The organism is Paenibacillus sp. RC21, from assembly GCF_044907935.1.
Taxonomy (GTDB): domain Bacteria; phylum Bacillota; class Bacilli; order Paenibacillales; family Paenibacillaceae; genus Paenibacillus; species Paenibacillus terrae_A.
In genome coordinates this window covers 808172-829414 of record NZ_JBIYCS010000003.1, presented here as the reverse complement: position 1 = coordinate 829414, position 21243 = coordinate 808172, and the positions used below count along the sequence as shown (strand labels likewise).

General features: G+C 48.7%; 20 protein-coding genes and 1 pseudogene. 11 read left to right on the top strand and 10 right to left on the bottom strand.

All coding sequences use genetic code 11. The features are described from left to right. Positions 1-3 precede the first annotated feature (3 nt). The 3 genes and pseudogenes from ABIA61_RS13605 to ABIA61_RS13595 all read left to right on the top strand — a co-directional run. A pseudogene (locus ABIA61_RS13605) lies at positions 4-175 on the top strand (AraC family transcriptional regulator); the annotation flags it as partial. A 494-nt stretch (positions 176-669) separates the two neighbouring features. Further along, positions 670-1395 (top strand): AzlC family ABC transporter permease, encoded by a 726-nt coding sequence (locus ABIA61_RS13600; RefSeq protein ID WP_283655275.1) that lies wholly within the window; start codon positions 670-672, stop codon positions 1393-1395. Further along, positions 1392-1721: an AzlD domain-containing protein gene (locus tag ABIA61_RS13595; protein WP_404580842.1), complete on the top strand. Its 330-nt coding sequence runs from the start codon at positions 1392-1394 to the stop codon at positions 1719-1721. Before ABIA61_RS13600 ends, ABIA61_RS13595 begins: the two co-directional genes overlap by 4 nt. A gap of 74 nt (positions 1722-1795) precedes the next feature. On the opposite strand, the gene ABIA61_RS13590 is transcribed toward ABIA61_RS13595, so the two are convergent. Together ABIA61_RS13590 and yhbH are read right to left on the bottom strand one after the other, a co-directional pair. Beyond that, positions 1796-3241, bottom strand: a complete 1446-nt coding sequence (locus tag ABIA61_RS13590; protein ID WP_283655274.1) for a SpoVR family protein — start codon at positions 3239-3241, stop codon at positions 1796-1798. Next, complete coding sequence (gene yhbH / locus ABIA61_RS13585; RefSeq protein ID WP_044647500.1) at positions 3238-4404, bottom strand: sporulation protein YhbH; 1167 nt, start codon at positions 4402-4404, stop codon at positions 3238-3240. Before yhbH ends, ABIA61_RS13590 begins: the two co-directional genes overlap by 4 nt. 224 nt (positions 4405-4628) lie before the next feature. On the opposite strand from yhbH, the gene ABIA61_RS13580 reads away from it, so the two are divergent. Continuing rightward, a complete protein-coding gene (locus ABIA61_RS13580; RefSeq protein ID WP_404580841.1) occupies positions 4629-5645 on the top strand; it encodes a Rieske 2Fe-2S domain-containing protein in 1017 nt (338 codons plus the stop codon). A 34-nt stretch (positions 5646-5679) separates the two neighbouring features. Here ABIA61_RS13580 and ABIA61_RS13575 read toward each other — a convergent pair whose 3' ends face one another. From ABIA61_RS13575 to ABIA61_RS13540, 8 genes are all read right to left on the bottom strand, one after another. After that, positions 5680-6366: a response regulator transcription factor gene (locus tag ABIA61_RS13575; protein ID WP_404520058.1), complete on the bottom strand. Its 687-nt coding sequence runs from the start codon at positions 6364-6366 to the stop codon at positions 5680-5682. 38 nt (positions 6367-6404) lie between these two features. Next, entirely contained in the window at positions 6405-7940 is a 1536-nt protein-coding gene (locus ABIA61_RS13570; protein ID WP_404520056.1) for a PucR family transcriptional regulator, read from the bottom strand. Between the two features lie 202 nt (positions 7941-8142). Further along, positions 8143-8802, bottom strand: coding sequence for an aspartate/glutamate racemase family protein (locus ABIA61_RS13565; RefSeq protein ID WP_404580840.1), 660 nt, complete (start codon positions 8800-8802; stop codon positions 8143-8145). 46 nt (positions 8803-8848) lie between these two features. Further along, on the bottom strand, positions 8849-9799 hold the full coding sequence (locus ABIA61_RS13560; RefSeq protein WP_404580839.1) for an aminopeptidase: 951 nt from the start codon (positions 9797-9799) through the stop codon (positions 8849-8851). A 34-nt stretch (positions 9800-9833) separates the two neighbouring features. After that, the gene (locus ABIA61_RS13555; RefSeq protein ID WP_283655268.1) at positions 9834-10505 is read right to left on the bottom strand and encodes an AroM family protein; all 672 of its coding nucleotides are present in this window, start codon (positions 10503-10505) and stop codon (positions 9834-9836) included. Between the two features lie 81 nt (positions 10506-10586). Continuing rightward, on the bottom strand, positions 10587-11534 hold the full coding sequence (locus tag ABIA61_RS13550) for a DUF1177 domain-containing protein (protein WP_283655267.1): 948 nt from the start codon (positions 11532-11534) through the stop codon (positions 10587-10589). A gap of 24 nt (positions 11535-11558) precedes the next feature. Beyond that, complete coding sequence (locus ABIA61_RS13545) at positions 11559-12626, bottom strand: S-methyl thiohydantoin desulfurase family protein (protein ID WP_404580855.1); 1068 nt, start codon at positions 12624-12626, stop codon at positions 11559-11561. Between the two features lie 10 nt (positions 12627-12636). Then, positions 12637-14307 carry an OPT/YSL family transporter gene (locus tag ABIA61_RS13540; protein WP_404520053.1) on the bottom strand — a complete coding sequence of 557 codons (1671 nt, stop codon included), beginning with the start codon at positions 14305-14307 and terminating at the stop codon, positions 12637-12639. A 362-nt stretch (positions 14308-14669) separates the two neighbouring features. Here ABIA61_RS13540 and ABIA61_RS13535 point away from each other — a divergent pair, with 362 nt between their 5' ends. The 7 genes from ABIA61_RS13535 to ABIA61_RS13505 all read left to right on the top strand — a co-directional run bounded on the left by ABIA61_RS13535 (position 14670) and on the right by ABIA61_RS13505 (position 21223). Further along, positions 14670-15371 (top strand): response regulator transcription factor, encoded by a 702-nt coding sequence (locus ABIA61_RS13535; protein WP_134910525.1) that lies wholly within the window; start codon positions 14670-14672, stop codon positions 15369-15371. Beyond that, the gene (locus ABIA61_RS13530) at positions 15368-16732 is read left to right on the top strand and encodes a sensor histidine kinase (protein WP_283655264.1); all 1365 of its coding nucleotides are present in this window, start codon (positions 15368-15370) and stop codon (positions 16730-16732) included. Before ABIA61_RS13535 ends, ABIA61_RS13530 begins: the two co-directional genes overlap by 4 nt. 19 nt (positions 16733-16751) lie before the next feature. Beyond that, complete coding sequence (locus ABIA61_RS13525) at positions 16752-17315, top strand: PepSY domain-containing protein (protein WP_404580838.1); 564 nt, start codon at positions 16752-16754, stop codon at positions 17313-17315. A gap of 121 nt (positions 17316-17436) precedes the next feature. Further along, positions 17437-18000, top strand: coding sequence for a PepSY domain-containing protein (locus tag ABIA61_RS13520; protein ID WP_404580837.1), 564 nt, complete (start codon positions 17437-17439; stop codon positions 17998-18000). A gap of 182 nt (positions 18001-18182) precedes the next feature. Further along, a complete protein-coding gene (locus tag ABIA61_RS13515; RefSeq protein ID WP_404580836.1) occupies positions 18183-19190 on the top strand; it encodes a phosphotransferase in 1008 nt (335 codons plus the stop codon). Positions 19191-19208: 18 nt separating this feature from the next. After that, a complete protein-coding gene (locus ABIA61_RS13510) occupies positions 19209-20105 on the top strand; it encodes a phosphotransferase (protein WP_404580835.1) in 897 nt (298 codons plus the stop codon). Positions 20106-20350: 245 nt separating this feature from the next. Continuing rightward, a complete protein-coding gene (locus ABIA61_RS13505) occupies positions 20351-21223 on the top strand; it encodes an arylamine N-acetyltransferase family protein (protein ID WP_283655259.1) in 873 nt (290 codons plus the stop codon). The last annotated feature ends 20 nt before the right edge of the window (positions 21224-21243 follow it).

The window sequence follows — 21243 nt, the reverse complement described above, 5'->3', positions numbered from 1 at the left end:
TAAATGGAAAAACAGTTGCACGAAACCATTTTATATCCCGATGTTTCATTCCCATACATCATGTACAGGCTGCTGCTCAAGAAATTATCCCTTACACCTTACACATAACGGTCAATATGTCAGTTTTAATTTCCCAGAGAAGCTGCTGGCCTTTTATGTAGATAGTGCGATGGAAAACAAGGATATGAAAACACCCGATACGGTTGTGAACCGATCGGGTGTTACGTGTCAAGGCAGAAAAATGTTACTTTAATTAGTTTTGGGGACCAAGTTCAGATATTGATGCACGCAGCCGGGTAGTTTCTTTGACACATTACCGTTAGATGAATACTCGACTTATCAAAAATATCTAAACAATGATTATATTAAAAATAACAACTTAATGGGTATTTAAGCCATTGTCGCCTAAAAAAGTTAGCGTTAATCAAGAAAATAAATAACCGAAAGTAAAAAATGCCTGAACCATCAAGGTCGCAGGCACTGACATCTAATTCAAGTTTAATGACAAAACATATTCTATATAATGACAAAACTAATTACAGCGGACACAAAAGTAGGCTCGTTAGCTATAGAGATTGTTCATCATAACATACAATTGTATAATATATTGATCATTTTCGAGGTTCCGTTATATACTATAATGAAATTTAGAATGGAGGGAAGGTTGAAATGTCTATAGCTTCGGGGTTGAGCGAAACGGAGCGCGATCCACTCCACTTTTTACAAGGAGTCAAGGATTGTATCCCTACGTTGCTCGGTTATGTGTGTATTGGCTTCGCGGCAGGCATTGTGGGGGCCTCGTCAGGTGTGAGCACGATGGAAATTGCCCTGATGTCGGCGCTTGTGTACGCAGGAGCTTCCCAATTTATTATGTGTTCGATGCTGGCTGCGTCCAGTCCCCCCTCTGTCATTATTTTAACGACATTCATTGTGAATGCCCGCCACCTGTTGTTAAGCGCATCGTTGGCTCCTTATTTCTCAAAATATTCATTGTGGAAAAACATAGGCATCGGCGTACTGTTGACAGACGAATCCTTTGGGGTAGCGTCGGATAAATTGGCTAAAGGCGGGCAGGTAAGCGATCGCTGGATGAACGGGCTTAATATCACCGCTTACCTCGTCTGGATTGCCTCCTGTGTGGCAGGAGGGATTCTCGGGAACTGGATTTCCCGGCCAGAGGCATTTGGTCTGGATTTTGCCTTGCCAGCAATGTTTCTGGCTCTGCTTATTTCCCAGTTGCAAAGCGTCCAGATCTCCAAGCTCAAGCACCGTCTGCTGCTCGTGCTGTGTATGGCTGTTCTGATGTACCTTTTGTCCTGGTGGGTGCCGTCGCATATCGCCGTCATTGTAGCTACTGTGATGACCGCAACGATTGGAGTGTTAACCGACAAATGAACATTGATCCCAACGTCATGTACATCATTATCGGCGGCATGGTCGTCACAGCCATCCCGAGAATCATTCCCTTCGTCGTACTGCAAAAGCTGGCTCTGCCCAAACCAGTGCTCCAATGGCTGTCCTACATCCCTATTTGCATTTTTACGGCGCTCGTCATGGAACATCTGCTCGTCCGAACGGAAGGCTCCGTCACTTTTAATTGGCAAGTGCTTATTACGATCCTTCCTACACTAGTGACTGCCTTATGGAGCAAAAACCTGCTGGCTACCGTTATTGTCGGTATTGTGAGTATGGCTGTAGTTCGGCTGCTATGGCTGGGATAGAGAAAAAAAGGTGCAGTCCCTTTTTACGGCTGCACCTTTTTAGATATTCATTCTTCGTTCGTTACCCTGCTCCCTTATACAAACTTGCGATGGTGCTTCTTGCCATCGTATGAGAATAAGGCCAGCTTGCCTTCAATCATCGTTTCCAAATGAACGGTCCGCCCCCACAGCTGATACACATACGGAAGCGTACGCTCCATATATTTTAAATCCAGCTCAATCCCTTCAAACTGGTGCTTGAGCTTCAATTCGCCAGTGTGCAGATAATCTCCATCCTCAACGACGATATAAGGAGAGCCACCATTCACACGCGAGAATACGAGCTGGTCCCGTATGTTTTCCCACGATTTATCTGTGATTTTCCAATCCGGTCCCCGTTTCTCGAATACGTACAGATCCAAATCCTCCGTCAGTTGCTTGGTCATGTAATTGCGTATAAAAGAGGTGTCTGAGTCAAACTCCCGTACCTCGAACATTTTAGCGCGTCCTTCGCCCGGTTTTCGTCCTTGTCGCTCCTGCTCTTCACGGGTTGGGTTATCCCATCGCTTTTCAATATCCTCAAATATTTTAAGCCCCAAATAATACGGATTCAGGCTTTGCTTGGAAGGCTGTACGACAGAAGCATTCAGCAGTGCAAATTCAACAGTTTCATCCCCGGTCAAATCCAATTCCCTGACAATCCGCTGATGCCAATAGGAGGCCCAGCCTTCATTCATAATTTTAGTCTCCATTTGGGGCCAGAAATACAGCATTTCGTCCCGCAGCATCGTCATAATATCCCGCTGCCAGTCCTCCAGCACTTCCGAAAATTCCTGAATAAACCATACGACATCCTTCTCCGGTTCAGGCGGGAACTGTCGTATCTGGATGCCTTCGCTTTCCGTCGAATCCGGCTGTAGCTTCACCATGTCCAGTGACCACAGATCATCGTAAGGACCGTCTGGGCGCTGCCGTTTTCCCGGTTCCTTTTGCTCACGGATTTTAAGCTCCATATATCGCTGTTTATCCAGATGCTGCGGTTTGATCAACTGCGGATCAATATGCTCCTGTATAGCCAGTACTGAATCAATGAAGGATTCGACGACCTTCGAACCGTATTCCATTTCATAACCGTTAATTCGGTCTGCCGTAGCGGACATACTCTCCACCATATTGCGGTTGGAAGCTGAGAAGCGGGCGTTGTGCTTGAAAAAATCACAGTGCGCCAGCACATGGGCGACAATCAGTTTATTTTGAACCAAAGAATTTCCCTCCAGCAGGAAAGCGTAGCAGGGATTGGAGTTGATGACCAGCTCATAGATTTTGCTCAGGCCAAAATCGTACTGCATCTTCATCTTGTGAAACGTTTTTCCAAAACTCCAGTGGCTGAAGCGCGTGGGCATCCCATAGGCCCCGAACGTGTATACAATATCCGCCGGACAAATCTCATACCGCATCGGATAGTAATCGAGCCCGAATCCATTTGCAATCTCCATAATTTCTGTTATCGCGTATTCCAGCTCTTTCTGGTCGGTGCTCATCCCACCGTTCCCCCTTCCCGTTTGCGAAAAAAGGTGCGTAAGGCTTGGTATACCTCGCCCTTTTCCTTGATAACGTAATACATAAACTGATCCATTTTAATGTTCTTATAGGCCGACATCAGTGTGCTGCTGCGGTTATATTGATTCACTTCTCCATAGCCGAACATGTTGCTGCGCTTCATAAGCTCCTCGATTAGCTTCACGCACCGCTCGTTGTCCGAGGTCAGATTGTCGCCGTCCGAGAAATGGAAGGGATAAATATTGTAGTTGGAAGGAGGATAGCGCTTGTCGATAATCTCCAGTGCCTTGAGGTAGGCCGAAGAGCAGATGGTGCCGCCACTTTCTCCACGGGTGAAAAATTCTTCCTCCGTAACCTCTTTGGCTTCGGTATGATGCGCCAGAAAGACAATCTCCACCTTTTCATATTGACGGCGCAAAAAGCGGGTCATCCAGAAAAAGAAGCTGCGGGCGCAATATTTTTCAAAAGATCCCATTGAGCCTGAAGTATCCATCATCGCAATGATCACCGCGTTGGATTGGGGGATGGTTTTTTCCTCCCATGTTTTATAACGGAGATCGTCCGGACTGATATGATGAATGCCCGGATTGCCCTCGCGGGCGTTGCGACGCAGATTTTCGAGAATCGTTCGCTTCTTGTCAATGTTGGCCTGCATGCCTTTTTTGCGTATATCATTGAATACGATGGACTCAACCTCAATCTGTTCCTTGTCTTTCTGCTGCAAATGCGGTAATTCCATGTCCTCGAACAGCATATCTTCCAGTTCTTCCATGCTGACTTCCGTCTCCATGATATCGTGTCCGGGCTGGTCCCCGGCTTTCTCGCCTTTACCGGGCTTCTGGGAAGCAGGATCACGTCCGATGACATCCCCCACCTGACTATCTCCGTCCCCTTGGCCTACATGCTTTTGCTTCTGATAATTATAAATGAAGCGATATTCGTCCAGACTGCGAATCGGCACTTTAATAATCTGCTTACCGTCTGACATGATAATATTTTCTTCCGTAATCAGATCAGGCAGATTTTGCTTAATCACATCTTTGACCTTCTGCTGATGACGCTGCTGGTCTTGGTACCCTTTGCGATGCAGCGACCAATCTTCACGGGATACGACGAATGAATATGGCTGACGTGGTTCCGGCATTGTTAGGCACCCCCCAAGTGGATACACGGCACAGTTTGGCCTTGTTGGTTATTAAGTATATTCACGGGGATGTACGATATGTGATGGAAGCCAAAAAACCTTTCCAATTTCAGGGCGGCTGTTTCAGTTCGGATGAGGGGGGTGTATTATAATAATAGAAAAAATGACCCGTGGGTCATTTGTGTAAGTCATATATGCAAATGAGAACAGGAGTGTGGATATAGATGAACAGCCATCCTGGCTTTCGTGAAGTACGAGAAAGTGACCAGCAGGTATTCCCCGTCGGCTGGTCCAAGGAACTGCGGGATAAGCCGCTTAAAAAGCGGCTGCTCGGCAAGGATATCGTATTGTACCGTGACAACCATCGGCAGGTACGTGCCATACATGCGTATTGTCCGCATCGGGGAGCCGATTTGTCGCTGGGCTTTTGTCAAAACGGGCAAATCACATGTCCTTATCATGCATGGTCCTTCGATGAGAATGGGCAGTGCGTGGATATCCCGGCTCATCCGGGGCGTGCCATTCCCGATTTTGCTCATACCTACGCCTATCCTGCGATTGAAAAAGTCGGGCTGTTGTGGGTCTATCCTCAGGCTGTTGGCCCAGTATCCGGGCCGGGTACAGAGAGTTGGGCATCCACTTTGACACCTCCCCCGCTGGAGCTTTTTCCCGAGCTGGAGGACCCGAATCTTATGATGTCACCCTACGATTCTGTATGGAAGGCGCATCTGACAAGAGTTGTGGAAAGCGTGCTGGATGTCGATCACCTGCCGATTGTACACAACAAAACCATTGGTAAAAAATCGTCTACCGACATCCATATCCAGTTCGAAGCAGATCACGATCATATTCGGGTGAAAAACGGAAGCGGGCTACTGCAATACACCTTTCCGCAGCAATGGATTCTGACTCCGGCTGAGGAGGGACGCAGCAAGTTTATTAATTTCGTCACCTTCACCCCAATTGAGCAGGAAGTGACCGCCATCTACGGGCTGGCTGGGCGTAATTTTGCCAAATTTGTACCGGGTATGAGCCGGATTTTTTCCAGATATAGCAACAGAGTGCTGGAAGAGGATCGAACCGTGGTGGAAAGCCAGCATCCGCGTCCTATCCCTGAGGCGCTGCGCATGGAGGCGCATGTACCCGCAGACGGGCCTCAGGTTCGTTTTCGCAACCGCTGGTACGACTTTCTCGTTAACGATGAACCTCGTGTCCGCCTGGACCAAGAATCAACGTGGTGAATGGATGGGCAAGCGCCAAGCAACTGGCGTTCGTTCACAGTATCTTTTCTGCCTTATAGCCTATTCCATACACCGTCTGCAATAGCGACTGATGCGGCTCAAGCTTCTTGCGCAAGCGCTGGATGTGAATATCCACCGTCCGTGTTCCACCTGCATAATCGAAGCCCCATATCTGCTCCAGCAGCTCGTCCCGCGTGTATACCCGCCCAGCGTGTGACACCAGAAGCGCCAGCACATCAAACTCCTTGGGTGTCAGCTCCAGCACTGTTTCCTCCAGTTCAGCCGTCCTGCTGGACGGACGCACTCGTAACGGGCCAAGTATCGTTTCTGATCCTTCCGGCGCGGGCGCTCCTTCCCGCTCCAACCTCCGTACCAGCGCCTTGATGCGGGCGAGCAGCTCTCGCAGATCAAAGGGCTTGCTCATAAAATCGTCCGCGCCCAGCTCCAGCCCGAGCACCTTATCCACGATATCGTTTTTGGCAGTCAGCAGCAGAATACCGATGCCCTTCCGACTTTCCAAACGGCGGCACACCTCATATCCGCCCAGCTTGGGCATCATCACATCGAGCACCAGCACATCGGGGTGAAACAAACGGACTTTTTCCAATGCGTCCTCCCCGTCAACAGCGGTTTCTACCAAAAAACCTTCTCTTTGCAACGCATAGGCCAACGCATTGCGAATGCTGGGTTCATCGTCCGCTACTAATATTTTTTTATCCATGTCTTTTCCTCCCTGCCCTATAAACCAACCGGTTCTGCCTACTTATGTTCCCGCAAATAATAATGGATCAGACAGGTATGGCATATGAACTGCTCGCGTGGATCGTTGAGATCAAAATCCGCAATGTCACGAATCCGTTCCAGTCTGTATTTGACCGAATTACGATGTATAAAAAGATAATTCGCTGTATCCATCAGACTGCCCCGATTTTCCAAATAATAAAATAACGTTTTAAGCAAATCGCTGCCATGAGACCGATCATACTGCTGGAGTTTGCCCAGCTTACGTTCAAACAAATCGGCAAATTCCTCTTTGTTCATTGCTTCCCCAAGCATATAGTGCATTTCGATATCTCTGAATTTACATACACGTCTATCGGGGTACAGCCGCTGGGAGACAGTGATGGCACGTCGTGCCTCATTATAGCTTTGCATCAGCTCCCACAGCTTTTTGGTACTTCCAATGCCTATATAATAATCGCCCGTTCCCAATGCTTTTTCACTGTTCCAGCTCTTTAGCGTTTCAGCCCAGGTTAGTCCCTGATCAGCGCCAGCCCCGTCATGGTGGTCATTCGGATGAAGAGTAGGTAAAAATAGTATCGCCCGATTGGAACGGAACTCAATATGGGATACCACACGCCGCCGGATGGATTCCTGACTCAGCAATCCGGACAGAATCTCTTCTGGCGGAGCGGTAGCACTTTCCAGTACAGCAACCTCCCAATCATATGCCGGGTTAAATCCCAGTTGACGCCCTCTCCGCTCAACCTCATGTCGCAAAGGTACCGGAGGGGTCATCAACTCGTCGATAAAGTTACCCCGTAGTCGGCTTTCTGTATCTTCTACTGCCTTTTCACGCATTAATTCCAGTGCCATGACCAGACGTGCCTGCTCAATGCCCACCTGCTCCATATCATCCAGCTCATTGCGGGCAATGACCAGCTTGGCAACCGTGCGTTTATCGACATTAATTGGAAAATGACGGGAATCCTGCGCCTCCATCCAATTCCATTCCTGTGGTGAAGTGACGATGGCTCGGCCTCCATTATCAATCAAAGCAACCGGGGCTTTAAGCAGCTCTGCTATATTATCGCTTACAGCCTGTATACCGCTGTTCTCCAGCACCATCGTTGTTAAGGTCCGATATATTTCTTCCGAGCGTCGCAGCAGCTCTGCCTGCCGATTCAACACCATATCCATGACTCGCTGTGTAATATCCGTATATGGAATATCGGCCGGAATCTCAATCACGGGCAGGCCGCACGCATTGCTTTCCTCCAGCGCACTGCGGGGAATTTCCTTGAGAAAGCGGGTCGGCTTGATCGCAAGTGCTGCGGCCCCGCCCTGGTGCAATAATTGAATAATTTGACACAATACCTCAGGCTCATGACGGATGGAATAAGCGGTTGTCATCAATAGTACGCCTTCCCTGATCCAGCCCTTCAAGTCAGGGACCTCCATAATATCAATAAAACGGACAAACCGATTTAATCCCTGCTCTCCGCTTAGTACCTTCGCCTCCTTCAATACGGGCATTGTCATAAGCTCCTGAACGGTTACACCCGGTATTTTCATATGGACAGACCACCTTGCTATTTATTTTGCGGTAACGGCACATATATTGAGGATTTTGCAAAGTTCTCGCCTAACTTAATTTTCAGGATAGTGTACCAAAAAAGTATACAAAACAAAACCTTTTACCGGATGGAACGCAAATAAACCGCCCTTTCAGGAAAAGGCGGTTTAATTCAATACCCTATTATTTTATAAGTCAGGATTATCCTGCCTGGACTTCATCATTCTCCCGCTGCCAGTGCACCGATGCGGCTGCGCCGAGCGCCACAATCGGATCAATGGCACGGATGCCCAGCCTGCGCTCCAGCTCCGGTGCGAAGTTCATCGTCACAAAACCCGTACAGGCCAGCACGATAGCCTCTGCTCCCTTCTCCTGAAGCCGCAGCGCCGCTGCCATGGCCGCTTCCTTGCCTTGCTGAGTGTTCAGGTCCAGCGTCGTACGTACACCCTCAGGGCGCTCTGTGCCGATGTAAGACTCACCCAGGATACGGCGGATCAGCGGGGGCGCCTCCTCCAAAATGGTCAACACACCGACACGACTGGCCGCTGTCAATGCCAGATGCGCCGCACAGGAGCCTGCGCCGTATACAGGTACATTCACCGCATGGCGGGTGTCCTCCAACGCCGGATCAGCCGCGCAGCTAATGCCAATAGACGTGCAGCCCTGCTCGACGAGCTGTTGTGCTGCGACCACAATTTTAGGCACCGATTCCCGATCCGTTGCATCGTCGTAGATTCCCTGCGGCTGGTCAGGGATACACACACTGGTGACAGGCATTCCGTAGCGCTGCTCGATAACTCGGCCGTGAAGGCCAATAGCGACTTCGTCTTGCATGGTAAGCACTCTGATAATTCCGAGCATGATGAATTCCTCCCTGTTTTTACAGCTCCTGCTGTTTCTCACCCACCTAGCGCTCCAGCAGTTGCCCAGCTTTCATAATCAGGCGGTCATCCAGATACACATCCGGTCGCTGAACGACACCGTCAATATGTACACCCGCAGCGATGGTCCCACCAAAAGTATTATTGCTGCCAAAAGCCACATGAATCGTGCCGTACACCTTCTCATCTTCCAGTACGACACCTGTAATACGTGCTTTATCATTCGTACCGATACCGAACTCTGCCAGCATTCTGCCGTCACCTTCACCCAGCATTTCCAGCAGGGACTGCCCTGCTTCCCCTTCTGCGGCTGTCAACCTGCCGTTTTCGATCGTCAGCAACAGCGGCTCCTTCAAGGCACCGATTCCTGCAACAGAACCGTCCACCACAATCTGGCCTTGCGCCGTCCCCTCCAGCGGAGCAATATACGCTTCACCGGAAGGAAGGTTGCCGGATTCGCCAGGGTTCAGATACATGCCCGTGCTGGGCACGCCGTTGCGACCCTCAATGGTAAAGCACAGGCTGTACCCATCCTTCTCGATCCGCACCTGCTTGGCAGCTGTCAATAATGCGGTCACCTCTTCGGTCAGCGCCTTGACCTTCGGATAATCAGCAGCAATCGCCCCGTTCATGAACATGTCGTCCGTCATGCCAGGCATCGTCGCTAGACGCGCTCCAGCGGCTGCTGCTTGCTTGCGGGCATGGGTATGGGTCAGCGAATACCGGGTGACACATACGACAACATTGGAGCGAAGCATGGCTTCGGCCACAGGTGCCGGAGGCTCTTCCCCTGATTTGGAGCGTACCTTCATCGTCAAAATAGCAGCTTCTGCGCCCAGCGCCTTGCCAGCTTCATAAATGGACTCGCCCAATTCCTTTTTATCATCGTCCGTTACCACTAGAAGCGTCTCTCCAGCGGTAAGTCCCAAACATTTTTGCAATACATTTTTACTAATTTCAACACGTTGTTGGCTCATTTTTTTACCTCCTATTTTCAGTTAGCTTATACGCTTACACCATTTCCGATACCAGCTTGCCGATCAGGGCATTGGACAATACGACGGGAACCCCCGCGTAACGCGCCGCCAGTTCTCTGTGAACATCCGTATACCCCATACAATCCAGCACGATAAGATCAGCCTGATCCTTGAACTGCCCGGCAGCCTGGCGAAATTCCTCTTCACTGCTGCTGTAAGGCGAGGCCGCTGCAAACCCGGGATTCATTCCGTGAGGACTGAATTTGAGCTTGAGATTGTCCTTCTGCTCTTCCAGCGGACCAATCAGACCGACCCGCCGTCCGCCGGACATCGCCTTAATCACAGGAGGAAGCACATGGTCCGGCTCAATCAAAAAGGCGGTTCGGGTATGCAATCCCGGAAATACGCCGGTACATAGCAATAAAATCGTACGGATGCCTTGTTCTTCCATGCGCGTGATTTTCTCCTGAAGCAGCGGCTGGATTTTTTCGCGTGATATAACCACCGACTCGCCAGTCGTCAGGCGGGAGGTCAATACATACTCTCCCGGCGACGGAGACAAATGCTCTTGTATATAAGCAAAAGAAAGACCGTCCAGCGCACCTGCCTGTACCAGTTCTGCACGTCCTTCCAAAGCCCGTTCCACGATAGGAGCCACATCTGTCCGGGGCGCTTGCCCAATCGTAATCATCCCAAGCTTATCCATCTTCAATCCCCTGCTTTCGCATCCATTTTATTTTACGCTCCTGACGGCAAAGGGCAAGCCTGTGGCCTGCCCTGTTTAGCATCAGCCGTGGTTTTGCGCACTGCCTGCTGTCTGAAATATCTTCATGGAGCCGTACAATTCGGTAATTTTGACAAATTCCTGCGGGTTATAAAATGCACAAGTGCCATTCGTAAATTCCTTGGCCGTTTCAATGGAAAAACGTACGGCTGCCGCGATATCAATCTCATGACTGGCCCCGGTCCCACATCCTGGTACGGCAGCCTGCGCTGTAATAGCAACACCAACCACAGGCGCATCCGTCGCTACAGCAGGCTGTAAAATGGAATTAATATGGTATAAGTCATTACCGTACGGCGTGATATCCTGCGTGGTTACCGGAAAAGTAACGGGCAATTGTCCCGTAGTCTGCTCCATCAGGCGCAGCAGATCCTCACTGACTCGCAAAATATAGCCTTCCTTCACCGTGGGTGAAATGGCGATCCCCTTATGATTAATAACACGATTGCCCTTGGTGGTATCAATGGACAGAATAGCTTCCATCTCGGGAACAATCTCATGACGATTCATTTCCAAAATATCCACAGGGGAGTCCATAAAATCAACCGGCTCGTGCGGACGGGTAGGTGCATCCGGGCAAATATGCGTAGTTACGATCACATCACCCTTCAGCTTGTCACCTTTAATTTGCATATCCGCCAGCTTCAGCCCAGCGGCAACCGCTGCAATAGCTCCATCCGCATCAGATACAAGACCAATTCGGGAAGGACGTGCGCCGATCCCGCCTAGACGTCCTACAATGCCAAATGTCGGTGCCGTACCTCCAGAGCTTTTGCCTTCCGTACCCGGAATAAGCACTTGTATAAAATCCGTGCTGCCCTTGGCTCCTTTTACCTGTTTTACCGTTACCACAATGTCCTCGTATCCGGCGAAAAGCTGCTTAACCCGCTCTCCGTTCACATAGGCGCTGTCCAGCGCTTCGAATACGGTTAATGTCTGTTGAAGTGCCATCGTTGCATTCCTCCCGAAATCATTTTATAGATAGGACAGTATAGGCTTATGGATAATTTGCTCAATCGGTTGCAGCAGCTTGGTGTTAAACATGGTCGTACTCAGCAGCATCTTTTCCTTCGGTACCACGATGACAGCCAGACGCTGTCCTTGGGCTACGGCGGCTGTGATTACAGGTCTGCCTGTATCCATATCCAGTGTCATGATCAGATCTGGAAATGTCGCCAGCCGCTCCCCATCAAGCTCCAGGGACATGTACTCATTCCAGAAGGTCATTTCGTAGGCCCGACCACTATCGGTAATGCGAACCAACCCGGCATCAAAGCCCCCCGATGTTTCAAGTCGGCATTCTGTTACTTCTCCTGCGGCGATAACCTTACCGCCCAGCTCAGCTGCCACGGCTGCAATCGCAGCTTCGCCTTGATGGGCCAGCATCGCTTCTCCAACAGCAATTGCCCGGGAAATGGCTCCCGGTGCACCGTTGGCTCTCGCATAAGCGGCCGTCACCGGATTCCGTGCAACCGCTACAAGTCCTCCAGCCTCTACCGAGGCTTTACGAACCAGCGATGCAGCATGGTCCAGGGAGCCTGAAATACCCACTTCCATATAATGCTCTCCACGTCCGCCCACCGCAGCCTGATGGCTTACGTAATCTGGAAGCTCGGTCAGGTTCATGGAGCCCATTGTGCCTGTCGGATGTGCCCGGCCATTACATGCAAAATCCACAACCGGAATACCACTCAAAGCCGACTGAAACCAGCCGTTAATCGTTGTCTCGCCGCCATTTTCATTCGTATGCAAAGCCCGGACACCCTTTCCTGTCATGGAGGACACCATTTCCAGCGCCTTCACATAATGAACAGGCTTCACATATTTATTCGGAGCAGCCGGGGCACCAACGACAGCCACGGTGACGAAGAGATCGTCATCTGCGAAGCTTTCGACGGATACCAGCTTCGGCTGTCCCACTTCAAGAGCCAGCTTTCCGATCCGCAGACCTTCTTCAATCCAGCCTCCGCCTCCTCCGCCCAGAACAGCACCACCATAAACGGCATATTCAACAATTCTCTCATCCAGCTTCAAAGCGTCCATCTGCATCATCTCACTTTTTTAGTTTAAATACGGAATTAAAGAAGTTGTACAGCGCATCCCCTGCGATAAAACCTGCGGCCAGAATCGTCATGGAAGAAACGACCTCTTTTTTTGCGAAACGGGTTACGAGGAAGCGAATTGCGATGCCGGCCAGAACAGCCCAACACGCATTCGCTGTCGCAATCAGTAGCCCTGTCGCGAACATAACACCCAGTTGGCGCTTGGAGCCACCTATGAGTTGGAGAATCGCTCCCGGTATCGCCCACAGCAAGAGCTGGCTTGCCACACCCGGTGTAGCTCCGGCCTGAATGGTGGATACATATACTTTATCAATCGGTGGCACCAGATTTTGCGCAAAATAACTCGGATAAGCCAGAGCTACAGTCACCAGTGCAACAGCGAAGGCGATCAGAGCCGTTATATACTGTTGCTTTCGACCTTCCCGTTCCAGCTCCTTATCCTTACCGTTGCCACGCAGGATATAGCCTGTTTTCAAATCAAAGCCCATATCCGCAAAGGCAGGACCTGTAGCCGCGCTAAACCCGGCCAGCAATGCCAAAGCCACTGGCGGAAAGCCGATCATCATACCGCCAAGCAAGGTAATGAAGGCGACCGCAAAGGCGGGGAACCACCCGGAATGCATGGCGGCAATGCCGACGATAATTTCATGCACGAACGCGGCAAAGGCTGCAAACACGATAAAGCCGATCAGCATGCCTACGGACATGTGCGTTACCAGTCCACCGATGATGGCGATCAGCAGGGAAATCGCCAGATACGCGATGAACCCGAGTCCAAGCGTACGACGAGCCTCTGCAATCGGACGGGTGTATTCTTCATCCTGCGAAGAGGCTTGCACGGGAGCCCCATCCACGACAATGCTACTCGTGCCGGATGCTTCATTTGAAGCTTTATCCGAAAGCGCGGCGGTACTATCCTTTTTCTTGCCGGAACGGCCGAATACGAGTACAGCAGCCTGAATCAGCGCCACAATGCCCGCCCCGATCATCACTCCATGCGCAATGTATAGCGCATTTACATCAATCTGAAATAGCGGCATGGAATACTGGCGAATCAATAAGCCGACACCAAACATGCCCAAGGCCCAAATATTACCGATAAAAGCCACACCAAAGGCAGACATCGGAATGCTGAGATAAGAGCCGACTACCCCGATCAGTGCGCCGACACCCAGCAATCCGGCACGCTTGCCGCCCTTGTCCCCGGCTCTGATGGATTCCGCTGTCGCAACACCCGGAGCCCATGTACCCGAGGCGGGGAACAGTCTGGAATCAAAAATTTTGTACAGTATCGTTGCATCTGCGAACATAGCCAACGCCGCCCCCAGCAGCATGGGTACGACCAAATCAGGGGTTCCCATGAGATATGGAATTCCAATCGGAATCAGCAGGCTATTGGCCGCCCCGAAGGTAGCCGAGGAAATCGCCGTCTGGACCAGATTTTGACGATGTACCGATTTATAACGTAAAAACCAGTTAAACGGGATACGTGCAATCAGCATCGCGATTAACGCTCCGATGATGGCCGTATTTGGGGTCACCCCCAGACTGGTTACGATCTGCATTCCGATAATAGCTCCCAGAACACTTGTAGCCACAATGAGAATAAATGCAAAAGGCTCAAACGTTTTCGGGTGGCGTTTTTCTTTTTCGTTTTCCATATGACCCTCCTGTGGCTTAGACATGATGTATTTCGTCCTCTATTGAATAGGTTTAACTTATGTTACTGCAACTTTCCTTCCATAAACAATGTTCGTCCTGACCAAAACAAAGGCTTATTTATTGTGCATACAGGATAAAAGACGATATATATAGCGCTATCATGACATTTTATCCCTTTTCAATGTAAAGAAATATAACACAAGAAAATTCGCTCAATCCTTGGTATAAAAATAATCTATGTATATATATATGTCTTATCTAGTATATACTTACAAATCCTGTGCTGCTTAAGCGTGTCTTACTCGACCGCTTATGCTAAAATACTTCCGTATCGGCTATTCGCCTACAGGAGGGCATCACAATGAACCAATCCATTCTGATCGTGGAAGACGAAGAGAAAATTGCCCGGCTTCTGGAGATCGAGCTTGAGTTTGAAGGATATCAAGTATGCAAAGAAAAAAACGGAATTGACGGACTGGAGACATATTGCAAAGGTCATTGGGATCTGGTCCTGCTGGATATTATGATTCCCGGCCTCAGTGGCATCGAACTACTGCGGCGGATTCGTAAAGATGATGCGAGCATTCCTGTCATTTTACTGACGGCCAAAAGTTCTATTGCAGATAAGGTCGAGGGGCTCGATCTGGGAGCTAACGATTATATTACCAAGCCCTTTGTGATCGAAGAGCTGCTTGCACGTGTCCGCGCCGCGCTTAGGGTAGGTGCAACGAAAGAAGCCGTTCCCGAAGTGGAAGATGCATGGCTTCATGCCGGGGATTTACGCCTCCATGAAGGTACCCGTGAAGTTCTTCGCGGTGAGCACAGCATTGAGCTTACGCCACGAGAGTTTGACTTGCTCGTTCATTTGCTGAGACATCAGCGGCAGGTGCTTAGCCGAGAACAATTACTGGAGAATGTATGGGGTATTGATTATTACGGCGATACCAACGTAGTGGACGTGTATATCCGATACGTGCGCAATAAAATTGACCCCACGCGCCAGCTCCCTGAGCTGATTCATACCGTACGCGGAATTGGCTATGTGCTGAAGGAATCGTTATGAAGCTGCAAAACAAGATCCATATGTACACCTCGTTATTACTCGCGATTTTACTTGTGGCCATTAACTTTTCGGTCTATTTCCTGTTCAGCCACCTTTCGATAGACAGCCGCAAAGATCAGGTAGAAGCCGCAGCGGACAACATGATTCGCGGCATTCAGCGCGCCCCCGCATCGGTAGTCGCAGGGGATCTTCTTCGAGCCTATGTGCCACCAGACGGTATGCTTCGGCTAATGAAACCGGAGGGCGATTTTCTTTCCCCGATCACCTCTTCTTCGGAGCAATCTCTCAGTTTGATGAAGGCTGTTTATGATGAGACACGACAAGTACGCGTGATTACCCATGAAAACAACCGTTACATTCTTGTATCGGTTCCCATGATCTGGAGCGATGGAGAGGTCGTCAATCTTCAGATAACCGAAAGTCTGCAACCAACGATGCAGACGCTACAGGTACTCAGAATCGTACTTATAGCTGTCACAGGGATTGCGCTCATTCCTGTCGTGATCTCGGGAAGATTGCTCGGCAGATTCATTACACGTCCAATCACATCTATGATCAGCACGATGAGAGAGATTCAACGTAGCGGGAAATTTAAGCGCCTTCCGCTCAACTCCTCATCACGCGACGAACTGGTAGAAATGGGAGAAACGTTTAACGACATGATTGAATTGCTGGAGCGCAACTTTGTCCGGCAAGAACAGTTTGTTTCCAATGCATCCCATGAACTGAAAACACCCCTCACCATTATTGAAAGCTATGCTAGCCTGCTCAAACGCCGGGGACTGCAGCATCCCAAGATTTTCGCCGAGTCCGTTGAAGCCATCCATTCCGAAGCGATACGAATGAAGGAAATGGCAGAGCAGCTTCTTCTTTTGGCGAGAAACGAGGAGCAATGGAATATCGTGTTGGAGCCGGTTCGCCTGAGCAAAATCGTGACAGAGTTGAAGGTCACATTTGAAAATGCTTTTGCCCGGGAAGTGCAACTGGACGTGCAGGCGGACTGTATGGGCTACAGCGATGAAAATAAGCTGAAACAGCTACTGTTTATCTTTTTGGATAATGCACGTAAATACAGTGACGAGTCGATACGCCTAACTATTGGAACCACGGGTGAGATGGCTCAACCTTGTATCAGAATCACAGACCAAGGGATTGGAATTCCGCAGGACAAGCTATCTAAAGTATTTGACCGCTTCTATCGTGTGGATGAAGCCAGAAGCCGCGAAGAAGGTGGAGCCGGACTAGGCTTATCGCTGGCTACAGGAATTGCAGAGGCCCTTCATGCTCACATTGGGCTAGAAAGTATTCAGGGAAGCGGAACGACAGCAACGATCATCCTCCCCGCCGTTCCCGCAGATTAATCAAAAGGAGAGAATAACGATGAAAGCCATCTATGCGTGGATGATTGGGGCGGCAGGGACGGCTATACTGATCACACTTTACCTTCTGCAATCGCCTTGGGCACAGTCGCTATCAGCTTCACCGTTGGAGGAAAAAGCGGCCATCCAGTCTGTATTGCATCAATATCCCGGCGAGGTGCTGGAATCCAAACGATTGAATGATGCTTATCTGATCATGCTGCAGCGTCCCAAAGGAAAATACGAAATACAAGTCAACGCCTATAACGGCCATATTGACTCCATTCGACGAACACAAGCTTATACGGATACGACACAGGAGCCCCAGAAAAACACCCCAAGCTCCCCTAAACCTGATCCTGTATCTCTCGTCATCACAGAAAAGGAAGCGGCCCAGCTTGCTGCAAAGGCGGTGAACGGAGGAACCACAGATGATATTGAGCTTCATCGTAACGAAAAGAGTCTTTATTATCTCGTTGAGGTTGATGTGAAGGATGGGCGTGAGGCCGTGGTGCAGGTCAACGCGGTATCAGGCTCTATTGATTCTGTAACTTGGGAAAAAGAAAAACAGGACAACGAAGATTAATAATGACTCTCTTCTCATCATCGCTCATTTTCTCTCATCGTTTTCTAATGATTTTATTACGTTCCTCTCATTTTCAATAGATAAGCTGTACTCAAGCTTACATCACAAGGAGGAACTATACATGAAAAAAAACTATACATTAGGAATCATGGCGGCAACAGTTTTGCTCGGTGCTACAGTAGCAGGTGTTTCGGCGAATGCCGTCTGGGCAGCCAAGCCTGCGAATCTCATTGGAGCGACAGCCGCTGCCAATATCGCCAAAAAGGCTGTGGGCAATGGTGCTAAGGTTGAAGATGTAGAACTGGAACATAAAACCGGAAAAGCCTACTATGAGGTGGAACTTCAACAGGGTAATAAAGATTGGGACGTGGATGTGGATGCTTATACTGGAAAAACCCTTCGGTCCCATTCAAAGTTGGATGATAACTTGAATGCCAAGAAGCCCCTAAACAAGCCAAGTAATATCACCATAACCGAAAAACAGGCCGGACAGATTGCTCTTAAGACAGTACCCGGTACCCTTCTGTCTACCCAATTGGACAAGGGAGACGGACAGTTTATCTATGACGTGAAGATTCTCACCAACGAAGGAACCGTTGACATCGAAATCCATGCGACATCTGGAAAAATCGTGGATACGGACGATGATCATGATGATGACCGTTACGATGATAGTAATGATTAAATATCCAGACCCTATTCCAGCTTGCAAAATACAGAGTTAATTCAAAAGGAGTAGCGAACTTTCGCTGCTCCTTTTTTTATGGCTCTTGCAATATTTGAACTCACCTTCATCTTCCTCATGAATAGACTGATAACTAACAAAGGATTACCTTTTTCTATAATCACAAGTCAAGTGAGGTTCTTATGACGAAATCCTATACCAAAGCACAGATTCGCAAAATCACCAGTCGTTTCGGTCTGATCCCGTTAAAATCAAGCTTGGTCTCATCACTGTACCGAAAAAATGCAGTAATCCAGGTGAAAACGAAAAAGGGAACTTATGCATTAAAGCCCTTTAGCCGTACTAGGATGGTCCGCTCAAATACAATCCAACAGATGGAGCAGGCTGCAAGCATGATCAGGCTTTTGAAAAGGAGAAAGTATAGCTACATGCCAGCGTGGCTTCCAACACATTCAGGGAAGCTGTGGACTTTACATCAAGGAACGCCATTTTATGTAAGTCAGTGGATCAAAGGACGGGGATTGGAGAATGCTGAAGATTTTAAAAAGCTTGGGTGGGCACTTGCCACGCTTCATGCCTCATCCACTGGCTTGCATCGGATTGGAAGGGGGAAATCCCCTACGTTTCAGCAATTGCGGATATGGAAAAACCAGGACCGTCTTTTTCAAAGAAAAATATCACAAATCAGCCGTCATGACAAAGAATACGGCAACTGGTACAACGCTCACGGCAAAGACTGCAAACGTTTAGCTAAGCGGGCATGGAAGGATTTGCAGGACACATCCATTGTTAAGCTGCTTCAGAAGGAAAACCGTTCCCCCTCTTTAATACACGGCGACATCACGATCCCCAATGTCATTATTTCAGATGATGGTCAACTCAAAATCATTGATTGGGATCGAGTTAAGGTCGGCTCAGTCTATGTAGATCTGGCAAAGGCCCTTATGAATACGACCCAATTCAATCCTGAATTTGTGCAATCCTTGCTGAAGGGATACCAAAAACGCAAACCACTAAGCCGAACTGAACGAAAAATGGTTACAGCCTTGTATAAACTGCCACGCGAAGCGTGGCATGCCTCCCTACACCCGAATCGCTCAAGAAACCGCGAGATCCTGGACAATTGGGATCAATCGTGGCCCCTTCGTTTACAAATCATTCATATTTTGCAGGAATGGGTGCATGCATAAAAGAAAGTGAGGATCAAAATGTCGATTTTATCGAACGTTGAGCAGATGTACGGAATCAAAATTCAACGTACTCGTCAAAAGAAGGACATACACAAGATTGAGACCGCCAGCATGACCTATTGTTTAAAGCCCTACAAATTCCCAGAAGATGAAATTCATTTTATTACACGTGTGTTGTCCTTCCTGGATGAGCGCGGGTTTACCCGTAGCCAAAAGGTCTATCCGACAGTGCAGCAAACCGCTTTTATGATCCATGAAGGCATTTCGTATACATTAACCAATTGGGTTGATGGAGGAAGACCAAAATTTACAAAAAAAATAGATTTCAAAAAGGGAATTTCCACCTTAGCCAAATTTCACTCCAGTGCCGTAGGCTTTCCTGTCACCGAGGCTCCGGCAGCCAGAATACGTTACGAAGGCTTGGGTGATGAAATAGCTGGATACAAAAAACGCCTCAGTCCCTACAAAGGCACAGCACATCTCGTGGCTCTCTGTGAAGAAGCGTCGAAGCATCTACAGCAGCCCAAAGTTCGAGAAGCAATCGACTCGGAGCAAAAAGCTGCCGCATTTATACATGGCGATTACAATTATCCCAATCTGATTAAAGACAGACAGCTCAAGATTCATTTAATCGATTTTGAAAATTGCTCCCTGCACGTAAGAATGAAAGACTTGTCCCATCTTCTTCATCGAAATTGTCTTTGGAACGGGACCAAGATGCTGCGCGCGGTCGACTACTATCAACGATATCGTCCGTTAAGCGCCCATGATTTACATTTGCTTCACACACTTTTGATCTCTCCCTATCATGTGGTCCGCAACATCAGAATAGGCGGCATCCGTTCTGCCAAACGTGTTATTCCATCATTCGTGCAGTTAAACAAATACCGACGTGAACTTAGAGCGCTGCTATAATCTGTCGGCTTGGAACTAAACAGGAAAACAGACCCGGCGAAACGGTCTGTTTTTTTTATATTCTGACAACTATCTTTGGTAAATCTACATGTCACTGAACCGAATCCACTGGCTGATTGTACCGGTACAATCAAAAGTTTATAGCATTGTAATCAATACGCCCCCCTTCTACAATGATGCTATGACTCAAGGATCATTTGTTCCGAAAAGAAAAATTGAGAAACTAACAATAGAGGTGACTGCACATGTACATCATGACAAAAGAAGAAATAAAGACTTATCTAAACAGGATCGGAATTCAAGACATTCAGCCTCCTACCCAATCCTATTTATTTGAGCTGCATAAGGCCCATGTGAAACATCTTTCGTGGCAAACGGTGGACATTTTTGCAAGAAAGCCGGCGGACATTGGTTTTCAAGAATCAGTTCAACTTATTTTACAGGGGAGAAGCGGTTATTGTTTTCATCTGAATGGTGCCTTCAGCGCACTACTACATTCACTGGGCTACAAGGTCTGCCTGCATCGTGCAGGGGTTCAGCCTTTAGGGGCAGAGCCACGTATCAATTCATTTCATCTTGGGTTAACCGTGAACTTGCTAAATGAGCAGCACGAAGATGAAGTATGGATTGTTGATGTCGGTTTAGGCGATATGCCATATGAGCCTGTTCCACTCCGGATGGGCACTTATGAACAAGCTCCTCTTCAATATAAGGTTACGGAGTCCAGGATTGTTGCAAAAGGCTGGCGGTTAGAGCATGATTCGCTTGCTTCATTTGTTGGCGTTGATTATGACCCTACGGTTGTTCGGGATTTGGAAGAGTTTATGCCAAAACATCATTTCTATAGCCGCTCAGCGGATTCTCCATGGTTCAACCTGTTTCTGATTCGGCAAAGACAAGCATTAGAGACGAATGAACTAAGAGGCTGCATTTGGAAAAAACACGGGCTGAACGGATTGAAAAAAATAGAGCTGGATCATAAATCGCAGTGGCTGGAAGTGTTGGCAGATGTGTTTGGTGAGCGGCTTGTTAACTATAGTCACCAGGAACGGGACGAGTTATGGAAAAGGGTATTTGCGGCTCATACTGAATGGAAGAAATCAATCATTTCCTTATAAGTATTACGCTCTTCCTCGGT